We start from the raw sequence: 10577 nt of genomic DNA on the forward strand, positions 1-10577 counted from the left end.
ATGCCAGCCCATTCCCATCACCAGACACACCGGCAACCCTTTTATGCTTAACTGTTCGCTCAAAACCAGCGAACACTTGCCCCATGCACTTGCCCCTCGACCGCACCAGCCCCACCCCGCTGGTGCAGCAACTCACCGACCACCTGCAAACCTGGATCGACCAGCAGCGCCTGCGCCCCGGCGCGCGTCTGCCATCGATCCGGGCTTTGGTCCGCAGCCAGGCGGTCAGTGCGTCGTGTGTGATCGAAGCCTACGACCGCCTGGTCGCCAGCGGCTGGCTGGAGGCCCGCCACGGTACCGGCTTTTTCGTCGCCGAACGCAAAGCCGGCCTGGCCGTGGAAGACGCCCAACCCTGGGGCGAGGCCGGCGATGGCAGTTGGCGGCAGTTTCGCGAGGGCCATGACGAGTTGCTCAAGTTGGGCTGCGGCTGGCTACCCAGCAGCTGGCGCGCCGCCACCGAACTGGCCCAGGCAGTGCGCCAGGTCAGCCGCGGCAACCCACAGGACCTGTTCGACTACTGCCCGCCCCTGGGCCTGGCCAGCCTTCGCCAGCAGTTGCACAAGCGCCTGGCGCAGCTGGGCATCGCCGCCGGGCCCGAACGTATCCTCACTACCCACGGCGCCAGCCACGGCCTCGACCTGCTGGTGCGCACCCTGCTGCGCCCGGGTGACACGGTACTGGTGGAAAACCCCGGCTACTACAACTTGTACAACCTGCTGCGCCAGCACCAGGTACACATGCTGCCGGTGCCACGCACCGCCGAAGGCCCGGACCTGGCCACCCTCGAAGCCCTGCTGATGGCGCACAAGCCGCGCTGCCTTTTCACCAACAGCCTGTACCAGAACCCCACCGGCACCAGCCTGACGCCCAAGGTGGCCTACCGCCTGCTGGAGTTGGCCCGCGAGCACGACCTGCGCATCATCGAGGACGATATCTACGCAGACTTCCAGGAAGGCCCGGCAACCCGCCTGGCCACCCTCGACAGCGAGCAGCGGGTAATCTACATGGCCAGCTTCTCGAAAACCCTCAGCAGCTCGCTGCGGGTCGGCTACCTGGTCGCCGACCCGGCATTGCTGGCGCGTCTGGCTGAGTTGAAGATGGTCAGCGGCATCGGCACCTCGCGCTTTGCCGAGCAGGTGGTGGGGCAGATGCTGGCCAACGGCAGCTACCGCAAGAGCGTGCAACGCCTGCGTGTGCGCCTTGGGCAACACATGGCCAGGCTGCTCGGCCAGCTGGAGCAGGCGGGCTGGCAGGTGTTCTGCGAGCCCTACGGCGGCATGTTCGTCTGGGCCTGCGTGCCGGGCCGGGATTTCGCCAGCCTGGAACGCCTGGCGCTGGAACACGATGTGCTGCTCACCCCCGGCAGCGCCTTCGATTACCAGGGCACGGCCAGCGCCTGGCTGCGCATCAATGTCGCCTACGGGCAGGACTCCCGCGCCCAGGCCTTCCTTCAGCACGCAGGGCGACCTCTGGCAAGCTGATAGCGACATGCTCATAGCTATTTGACACTATTCTGACGTCAGGCCCTTGTTCATCGGCTGGCAACGTTGCCACCCTTGGCCTTCGGGATAACCTCGCACACAGAAGGGGAATCGGCATGGGCGCGAGCAAGCACGGTGTGCTGGCCAACCTGGGCATGGCCCGCAAACTCGGCCTGGGCTTTGCCTTGGTGCTGGTGCTGACCCTGGCGGTGGCGGCCATTGGCATTGCCGCGCTGCACAGTGTTGGCCAGCGCTTCGACAGCTTGCGCCAACTGGCCCAGTTCAATACCGACCTGCTGCGCTTGCGCCAGCACGAGCAGGCCTTTGCCCTGCGCTCCGACCTCAAGCAGGCCGAGGCCTTGCGCAGCGGCCTGCAGGGCTTGGCCGAACGCGCCCGTGGCCTGCCGGCGCTGGCGGCGGCGGAAACTGACCTGACGGCCTATGGCCAGGCATTCGAGGCCTTTGTCGAAGCGGTGCAGGCCAAGGAGCTGGCGCTGGACATGGCCAGTTGGTCGGTATCCAGCGTGGCCAACAATCTCGATGTGTTGCAGGCCGGCCTGGCTGATGACGGCGTGTACACCCTCAAGCAGTCCCAGGGCCAGGAGGGCGGCGCGTTCCTCGAGCAGGCCGGGCAGGTGGCGCAGGTGTCGCGGCTGATGCTGCAGGCCATGGACGAAGCGCGGGTACGCCTGGAAAAAAGCCGCAAGGGCGAAGAGGGCGTCAGCCAGGACCGCATCGCCCAGACTGTCGAGGCCGCCAGCCTGGTCAGCCAGTTGCAGGGCGCCGTCAGCGATGCCGGCTACCAGAGTGTGCTGGGCGAAGTGGCGGGGCACATCGGCAGCTTCTCGGAAAAACTCAACGAATACACTGACCAGTTGGCCCGCGAGCAGGGCTTGAAGGCGCAGTTGCAGGCCAGTGCCGAGCAAGTCACCAGTCGGGTCGACCAGGCCTATGTGGGGCAGGAGCAGGCCCTGCAGGGCGAACTGCAACGCAATGCCGTGGCCATCGGCCTGGCCACGGCATTGGCGCTGCTGGTGGGTGTGCTGGCCGCTTGGCTGATCACCCGCGCCGTGGTTGGCCCGCTCAAGCATGTGATTGCACGCGCCCAGCGCATCGCTGCCGGTGAACTGAGCTTTGACGCCCTGGAGCCGCGCCGTGACGAAGTAGGGCAGCTGATGCAGGCTATGCAGCAGATGGCGGCGGGCCTGTCTGGGATTGTCAGCGGTTTGCAGCAGGGCATCGAGCAACTGGCTGGCAATGCGCAGGCGCTGTCGGCGGTGACCGAGCAGACCAACCGCGAGGTGGGCAGCCAGAAGGAAGAGACCGAGCAGGTGGCCACCGCCATGCAGCAGATGACCGCCACCGTGCACGATGTGGCGCGTAATGCCGAAGAAGCGGCGCAGGCGGCCCAGGCTGCGGATGAGAAGGTGGATTCCGGGCAACAGGTGGTGCGCCAGAGCATGCAGCGCATCGAGCAACTGGCGGCGGCGGCGGAGATGGCCAGCGCCGGTATCGACAGCCTCAGTGCCGAGATCCACACCATTGGCGACGTGCTGGAAGTGATCAAGAGCGTGGCTGAGCAGACCAACCTGCTGGCGTTGAATGCTGCTATCGAAGCCGCCCGCGCGGGCGAGCAGGGGCGTGGTTTTGCCGTGGTCGCTGATGAGGTGCGTGCGCTGGCGCGGCGTACCCGGCAGTCTACCGAGCAGATCGAGACCTTGGTCGCCAGCCTGCGCGGCAATGCCCAGCAGTCGGTGGCGCAGATTCGCGGCAGTACCGAGCTGGTACGTTTGGCGGTGGCCGATGCGCTGCAGACCGAAAGCGCACTGGGCAGCATTGCGGCGGCGGTTTCATTGATCCAGCAGATGAACCAGCAGATTGCCGCGGCGGCCGAGCAGCAGAGCTCTGTGGCGGAAGAGATCAGCCGCAGCGTCACGCAGATCCGCGGCAGTGCCGATCAGGCGGCGTTGGCGATGCAGGACAATGCCCGGTCGAGTATCGAGCTGGCGCAGTTGGGTACCGACCTGAAGGGGATGGTGGGGCATTTCAGGTTGTGATCTGGGCTTGGGCTTTGTGTTGCCTGTACCGGCCTCTTCGCGGGCGTGCCCGCGAAGAGGCCGGTACAGGCAACAAATACCTTCAGGCCCTGCGCGGGTTGAGGATCATCAAGGCCAGCACCCCCGCCACAATCCCCCAGAACGCCGAACCAATCGAGAACAAGGTCAGCCCCGAAGCGGTCACCATGAAGGTAATCACCGCCGCCTCCCGCTCCCGTGCTTCGCTCATGGCCACGGTCAGCCCGTTCATGATCGAGCCGAACAGTGCCAGTGCTGCAATCGATAGCACCAGCTCTTTCGGCAGCGCCGCAAACAGCGCCGCCAAGGTCGCGCCGAACACCCCGGCAATGCCATAGAAAATCCCGCACCACACCGCCGCGGTATAACGCTTGGCCGGGTCTTCATGGGCATGCGGCCCGGTGCAGATCGCCGCGCTGATCGCCGCCAGGTTGACCCCGTGCGAGCCAAACGGTGCCAGCAGCAGCGAGGCAAAGCCGGTGGCCGAGATCAGCGGCGAGGCCGGCACCTGGTAGCCGTCCGCGCGCAGCACGGCCACACCCGGCATGTTCTGCGAAGTCATCGCCACCACGAACAGCGGGATGCCGATGCTGATGGTCGCCGCCAGCGAGAAGCTTGGCGTGGTCCACACCGGCGTGGCTGCTTCCAGGCGGAAGCCGCTGAAGTCCAGCAGGCCCAGGGCGCCGGACAGCGCGGTGCCCACCAGCAATGCGGCCAGAACGCAGTAGCGCGGCGACAGGCGCTTGACCAGCAGGTAGCTGAAGAACATGCCAAGTACCAGCAAGGTGCGGTGCTGGGCGGCAACGAAGATTTCGCTGCCGATCTTGAACAGAATGCCCGCCAGCAGCGCCGAGGCCAGCGAGGCCGGGATGCGCTTGACCAGGCGCTCGAAGCTGCCGGTCAGGCCACAGATCAGCACCAGCACCGCACAAGTGATGTAGGCGCCGATCGCCTCGCCATAGCTGACCCCGCCCAGGCTGGTGATCAGCAAGGCGGCGCCGGGGGTGGACCAGGCCACGGTGATCGGTGTGCGGTAACGCAGCGACAGGCCGATGCTGCACACCGCCATGCCGATCGACAACGCCCAGATCCATGACGAAATCTGCGCGCTGGTCAGCCCTGCAGCCTGGCCGGCCTGGAACATCAGCACCAGCGAGCTGGTATAGCCGGTGAGCATGGCGATGAAGCCGGCGACCACCGCCGACGGGGAGCTGTCTGCCAGGGGCCGCAGGCGTGCGGAAGTGGCATCGTTCATGAACAAAATCCTTGTAAAGGTGTAAGCAGTTTTTTCAGACTACAGCGAGCAAGGTTGATTCTTGCCATACAGCGGCCATTGCTTTTAGCCGTACAGTCGCCAACTATTGGGCGCAAATGCAGAACTGCTTGGGAGTGGAGGGGCGATGTACAAGGTCTATGGCGACTACCAGTCGGGCAACTGTTACAAGATCAAGCTGATGTTGAGCCTGCTCGGCCGGCCATACGAATGGCACCCTGTGGACATCCTAAAGGGCGAGACCGAAACACCGGAGTTTCTGGCGATGAACCCCAACGGCAAGGTGCCGGTGCTGGAGCTTGAGGACGGCAGCTACCTGTGGGAATCCAATGCCATTCTCAACTACTTGGCCGATGGCAGCGAGTTCCTGCCCACCGAGCCACGCCTGCGCACCCAGGTGTTGCAGTGGCAGTTCTTCGAGCAGTACAGCCATGAGCCGTATATTGCCGTGGCGCGTTTCATCCAGTTCTACCTGGGGTTGCCGGACGAGCGCCTGGAGGAGTACCGCAAGCTTCACAAGGGCGGTTACAAGGCACTGAGGGTGATGGAGCGGCAGCTGCAGATGACGCCGTACCTGGTCGGCGAGCAGTATTCGATTGCCGATGTGGCGTTGTATGCATACACCCATGTGGCGCATCAGGGCGGGTTCGACCTGGCCGATTACCCGGCAGTGAGGGCCTGGCTGGAGCGGGTCAGCAGCCACCCGCGGCATGTGCCGATGGTGGGCTGACCTTTAGCCTGTACTGGCGCTATCGCCGGCAAGCCAGCTCCCACAGGTTCAACACCGGGCTGAATATTGTGGGGTCCCTGTGGGAGCTGGCTTGCCGGCGATAGGGCCGGTACAGGAAACCTGCAAACCGTCAGGCCGAAGCGAACCGCTCATCCAGGTAGGCAATGATCGCCTTGGACTCATACATCCAGGTCACCTTGCCCGCTTCTTCAATGCGCAGGCACGGCACTTTCACCCGGCCGCCACCTTCCTGCAGGGCCTGGCGGTGCACCGGGTCGTTCTTGGCATCGCGCAGCGCCACCGGCACGTTCAAACGGTGCAGGGTGCGGCGTGTCTTGACGCAGAACGGGCAGGCGTGGAACTGGTACAGCGCCAGGCCCTGGGCCGCTTGCTCGACGCGGGCCTGGGCGGCGGCGTCGCGCTTGCGCTTGGCCGGGCGGCTGATCCAGTCGCCGAACACGATGAGCTGGCCGAGGCCAACCCGCAGGGCTTTGACGATCATGGGCAACTCCTGAAATGAAAAAGCCGACCCGGCAGGGTCGGCTCGGGGTCAGCAGCCAATCACTTGATCAGGCTGAGGAACTCGCTGCGGGTAGCGGCGTTTTCGCGGAACTCACCCAGCATCACCGAGGTGATCATGGTCGAGTTCTGCTTCTCGACACCGCGCATCATCATGCACATGTGCTTGGCTTCGATGACCACGGCAACGCCGGCGGCACCGGTTACCTTCTGCACGGCCTCGGCAACCTGGCGGCTGAGGTTTTCCTGGATCTGCAGGCGGCGAGCGTACATGTCGACGATGCGCGCCACCTTCGACAGGCCAAGGACCTTGCCCTTGGGCAGGTAGGCCACGTGCGCCTTGCCGATGAACGGCAGCATGTGGTGTTCGCACATCGAATACAGCTCGATGTCCCGGACCAGCACCATTTCGCTGTTGTCAGAGCTGAACAGCGCGTTGTTGGTGACTTCTTCCAGTGTTTGCTCATAACCGCGGCAAAGGTACTTCATCGCCTTTGCAGCCCGCTTGGGCGTGTCGAGCAGGCCCTCACGGGAGACGTCCTCGCCAATCTGGCTGAGGATCTCGGTGTAGTTCTGTTCCAGGGACATGGATCTACCTGTGGGAAAAAATCGCAAAAACGAAGGGTACGGCGGCGAGGGCGGCGCTGCAAGCGCGGCGTTACTCGTCGCGGCCTTCGAGCATGGTTCGCTTGAGCATCACATACACTGCGCCGGTGCCGCCGTGGCGGGCGTTGCACGAGGCAAAACCGAGCACCTGCGGGTGCTGGCGCAGCCAGGTGTTGACGTGGCTCTTGATCATCGGGCGCTTGCCGTCCAGGCGCGCGGCCTTGCCGTGGGTAACCCGCACGCAGCGCACTTCCAGCTTGGTGGCTTCGGCGATGAAGTCCCACAGGGTTTCGCGGGCCTTTTCCACGGTCATGCCATGCAGGTCGAGGCTGCCCTCGAACGGAATCTGCCCCAGCTTCAGCTTGCGCAGCTGGCCTTCCTGCACGCCATCGCGGCGCCACAGCAGCTCGTCTTCGGCACCAACGTCGATGACGAACTGGTCGGACATGCCGTCGATCACCAATGCCTTGTCACTGCGCACGGTCGCCGCCTGGCGCAGGCCGGCCAGCTTCTGGCGGTCGGCCTTTGGCTTGCCGACTTCGGCGCGGTCGTGCGTGATCGGTTTGACACCGCGCACTTCGGCCTTGAACAGGGAAAAATCGTCGTCTTGCATGATGCCTCCACGTGGGCGGCGTAGTTTACGCGACTGTGGGGCCTTGTGCAGCCTGTGCGGGCCCTATCGCCGGCAAGCCGGCTCCCACAGGGATATCACAGCGGCTAAAGGGAGCGGGGTACCTGTGGGAGCGGGCGTGCCCGCGAAGAGGCCGATACAGGTAATACAACCCCATCAGTCATGCTTCTTCATCAGGTGCGGCGACAGGTTCAGCTCGCGCCCGCGACGCAGGCGAATGCGGCTGCGCCGCCAGAAGCGCACGCCCAGCCACAGCAGCAGCAAACCGGCCACGGTGAGGATGCCGGCCAGCGGTTTGTTGGCGTTGAGCTCCGCCAGCGCAGGGTAGTTGCCCAGCAGGCCGGCGACACCGGCCATCGCCAGCAGCACGCCAAGGGTCGCCAGCATGGCCGCCAGGCCGGCCGCCAGGCGGGCGCCCCAGTTACGCGGTTCGCGCGGGCGCAGGCGCTTGGCGTCGAAACTGCCTTTGAGCTTCATTCCGCTCTCCTCTGTGGATATCCGGAATTCGACCTGGAGCCGCCCATCGGGTTCCGCCCGGCTGCCGGGCGGTTGTACCCAGCCGATCAGATCAGGCTGGCGGTAGGGGCCACGCAAGCGAAGTTGTCGGCCATCACGGCCATTTCGCACTGGTGGATCTGCGCGGCCGGGATCACCCCATCCTTGAATGCCAGGTCGCGTGTCGCCGAAGCGTCTTCCACCAGGGTGCAGCGGTAACCGTAGTCCTTGGCGCGGCGTACCGTGGTGCTGACGCTGGAGTGGCTCATGAAGCCGCAGACGATCAGGTCCAGGTGGCCCAGCGCCTGCAGGGTCTCATGCAGCTGAGTGTTCTTGAAGGCATTGGGCATGCGTTTTTCGATGACGATTTCGCCTTCCAGCGGCTCCAGCCCCGGGATGAACTGGCCGGCCGGCCCTTGTGGGTCGAAGCGGCCACCGACAGTGCCCAGGTGGCGAACGTGGATGATCGGACGGCCGCTCTTGCGCGCGGCGTCGAGCAACCTGGCGATGTTGGCCACGGCCTCGTCCATGCCCGACAGCGCCAGGGGCCCGCTGAGGTACTCCTTTTGCGCATCGATGATGATCAGGCTGGCGTGGCTCAGCTTGGCCGGCGGATAGTCGCGGCCAGTGAGGCGAAACATCGTGGTTGGAACGGACATCAAGGGCTCCTTGGATAGGGCTTTTGTATACCTATTGTCCCCTGCCTTGGCGCCAATGGGAATGGTTGACAACGCAAGCGGCATGGTTACTGGCTTGTGGCTAGCCATTGGGCAAGGCAAAGGAACAAATGTGCGGGTTGGGCTGTTAGACTTTTGTCCGGTCTGAATTAGGAGTACCCCGTGATCACATCCCGCCTGCGCACGCTGCGCGACTATATCCGCTGGGCGGTCAGCCGCTTCCATGAGCACGATCTGTTCTTCGGCCACGGCGCCGACAACGCCTGGGACGAGGCCCGCCTGCTGGTGCTGGGGGCGGTGCACCTGCCGTGGGAGGTGGCCGACAGCTACCTGGACTGCATGCTCGAGGACGACGAGCGGGTACGCCTGCAGCACCTGCTCAAGCGCCGTATCGAAGAACGCGTGCCGGCTGCCTACCTGCTGGGCGAGGCCTGGTTCTGCGGCATGTCGTTCATCGTCGACGAGCGCGTGCTGGTGCCGCGTTCGCCGATTGGCGAGCTGATCGAGAAACGCTTCGAGCCGTGGCTGGCGAGCGAGCCGGCGCGCATTCTCGACCTGTGCACCGGTTCTGGCTGCATCGGCATCGTTGCCGCCGACGTGTTCCCCGAGGCCGAGGTAGTGCTGGCCGACCTGTCGTTCGAAGCGCTCGAAGTGGCCAACCAGAATATCGAACGCCACGGCCTGGATGGGCGCGTGTACACCGTGCAGGGCGACGGTTTTGGCGGTTTGCCGGGGCAGCGTTTCGACCTGATCCTGTCCAACCCGCCGTATGTCGATGCCGAGGACTTCGAGGACATGCCGGCCGAGTATCACCACGAGCCCGAGTTGGGCCTGGCCTGCGGCAACGATGGCCTCGACCTGGTGCGGCGCATGCTGGCCGAAGCGGCGGACCACCTGACCGACAAGGGCTTGCTGATTGTCGAAGTGGGCAACAGCCAGGTGCATGTCGAGGCGCTGTACCCCGAAGTGGACTTTGCCTGGCTGGAATTCGAGCGCGGCGGGCATGGGGTGTTCATGCTGACCGCCGAGCAGTGCCGCCAGCATCAGGAGCTGTTCAAGGCCCGGGTCTGATCCCAGGGCCTCTTCGCGGGTAAACCCGCTCCCACAGGTATAGCGTTGCCCTCAGGTGCGACGCGGACCCTGTGGGAGCGGGTTTACCCGCGAATTAGGCGACGCGGTCTCAGCGCGTGGCAATCCAGATCAGCAACCCCGCCTGGAACACCGCAAACGCCACCAGGCAGGTGATGGTAAAGCGCAACCCGCTGTCTTCACGCTGGTACTTGGCAACCCGTTCATCCCGCTCACGCAGTTGCCCTTCCTTCTCCTGCAACTGCTGGTCAGCCTGCTGCAGCAGGCCGGCAGCATCCAGTATCCCCACTCGCTGCAAGCGCTCGCTGTTCCACGCGCCCTTGAGCTGGCCCACGGTCATTTCCACGGTACGGCCCTTCAGGTGCTGGCTGTCCTCGTACTCCACCTCGATACCCACCCCGCGCAGGCAGTGGTCACGACGCAGGCGTGAGTCTTCGTTCAGCGCATCCTTGCTCGGCAGCGCCATGCCCTCGATCCGGTAGTGCGACCACTTGCGCTGCAGCCATTGCGCGGCCTGAGCCAGCAGGAAGCGGCCGATGCCACGGTTCAGCGGCTCCAGTTGCAGGCCATGTTCATTGCCGATGCGCACCAGGCGCTCGGTGTGGTCGACGCGAATGTCCAGGCGGTTCTGTTCCTTGTGCACTTTCTGCCCAGGCAGCTGGATTTCCATGCGCAACAGGCTGTGGGCCTTGTCGTGGCGTTCGGCATAGCCGAACTGCACAAAGCGCAGTGGCCGTGCGCCGGTGTTGCGGTCGGTAGGCAGGGCGGCCAGGCGCAACAGCTGGAAATGTTCGGCGGCCAGATCGGCCCAGGGCAGGGCGGTGCTTTCCTCGGGCTCTTCGGCCGGCTCTACGGCGGTAGGGGCGGTTGTCATCAGGGCTTGTCCTTGGGTACGGGCATGCGGCAGGGGCTGCTGCGCAGCCCATCGCCGGCAAGCCAGCTCCCACAGGGACCGCACGGCATTCAGGCCTGTTGTGTTCCTGTGGGAGCTGGCTTGCCGG

The 10577-nt window shown here is 64.8% G+C and carries 11 protein-coding genes and 1 pseudogene; 5 read left to right on the plus strand and 7 right to left on the minus strand.

Going from position 1 to position 10577, the window contains the following annotated elements:
- The first annotated feature begins 83 nt into the window (after nt 1-83).
- From ACK1U9_RS16565 to ACK1U9_RS16575, 3 genes and pseudogenes are all read left to right on the plus strand, one after another.
- Entirely contained in the window at nt 84-1481 is a 1398-nt protein-coding gene (locus tag ACK1U9_RS16565) for an aminotransferase-like domain-containing protein (RefSeq protein ID WP_449110036.1), read from the plus strand.
- A gap of 668 nt (nt 1482-2149) precedes the next feature.
- A pseudogene (locus ACK1U9_RS16570) lies at nt 2150-2677 on the plus strand (HAMP domain-containing protein); the annotation flags it as partial.
- Complete coding sequence (locus ACK1U9_RS16575) at nt 2675-3538, plus strand: methyl-accepting chemotaxis protein (protein WP_375136301.1); 864 nt, start codon at nt 2675-2677, stop codon at nt 3536-3538. The pseudogene ACK1U9_RS16570 and the gene ACK1U9_RS16575, both read left to right, overlap by 3 nt.
- 82 nt (nt 3539-3620) lie before the next feature.
- Here ACK1U9_RS16575 and ACK1U9_RS16580 read toward each other — a convergent pair whose 3' ends face one another.
- Nucleotides 3621-4811 (minus strand): benzoate/H(+) symporter BenE family transporter, encoded by a 1191-nt coding sequence (locus tag ACK1U9_RS16580; RefSeq protein WP_108480549.1) that lies wholly within the window; start codon nt 4809-4811, stop codon nt 3621-3623.
- Nucleotides 4812-4956: 145 nt separating this feature from the next.
- On the opposite strand from ACK1U9_RS16580, the gene ACK1U9_RS16585 reads away from it, so the two are divergent.
- Nucleotides 4957-5559: a glutathione S-transferase family protein gene (locus ACK1U9_RS16585; protein ID WP_046615509.1), complete on the plus strand. Its 603-nt coding sequence runs from the start codon at nt 4957-4959 to the stop codon at nt 5557-5559.
- A 130-nt stretch (nt 5560-5689) separates the two neighbouring features.
- Here the strand turns inward: ACK1U9_RS16585 and ACK1U9_RS16590 are convergent, their stop codons facing one another.
- From ACK1U9_RS16590 to ACK1U9_RS16610, 5 genes are all read right to left on the minus strand, one after another.
- Complete coding sequence (locus ACK1U9_RS16590) at nt 5690-6061, minus strand: glutaredoxin family protein (RefSeq protein WP_003260822.1); 372 nt, start codon at nt 6059-6061, stop codon at nt 5690-5692.
- Nucleotides 6062-6120: 59 nt separating this feature from the next.
- Nucleotides 6121-6666, minus strand: a complete 546-nt coding sequence (gene folE / locus ACK1U9_RS16595) for a GTP cyclohydrolase I FolE (RefSeq protein ID WP_024086498.1) — start codon at nt 6664-6666, stop codon at nt 6121-6123.
- A gap of 70 nt (nt 6667-6736) precedes the next feature.
- The gene (locus ACK1U9_RS16600; RefSeq protein WP_024086499.1) at nt 6737-7297 is read right to left on the minus strand and encodes a Smr/MutS family protein; all 561 of its coding nucleotides are present in this window, start codon (nt 7295-7297) and stop codon (nt 6737-6739) included.
- Nucleotides 7298-7471: 174 nt separating this feature from the next.
- Entirely contained in the window at nt 7472-7792 is a 321-nt protein-coding gene (locus ACK1U9_RS16605; RefSeq protein ID WP_013971504.1) for a hypothetical protein, read from the minus strand.
- An 86-nt stretch (nt 7793-7878) separates the two neighbouring features.
- Nucleotides 7879-8469, minus strand: a complete 591-nt coding sequence (locus tag ACK1U9_RS16610; protein ID WP_025338152.1) for a cysteine hydrolase family protein — start codon at nt 8467-8469, stop codon at nt 7879-7881.
- Between the two features lie 180 nt (nt 8470-8649).
- Here ACK1U9_RS16610 and prmB point away from each other — a divergent pair, with 180 nt between their 5' ends.
- Nucleotides 8650-9558 carry a 50S ribosomal protein L3 N(5)-glutamine methyltransferase gene (gene prmB / locus ACK1U9_RS16615; protein ID WP_085602228.1) on the plus strand — a complete coding sequence of 303 codons (909 nt, stop codon included), beginning with the start codon at nt 8650-8652 and terminating at the stop codon, nt 9556-9558.
- 109 nt (nt 9559-9667) lie between these two features.
- On the opposite strand, the gene ACK1U9_RS16620 is transcribed toward prmB, so the two are convergent.
- Nucleotides 9668-10450: a hypothetical protein gene (locus tag ACK1U9_RS16620; RefSeq protein ID WP_085602227.1), complete on the minus strand. Its 783-nt coding sequence runs from the start codon at nt 10448-10450 to the stop codon at nt 9668-9670.
- Nucleotides 10451-10577: the final 127 nt, after the last annotated feature.

The organism is Pseudomonas sp. XP1 (assembly GCF_053557675.1).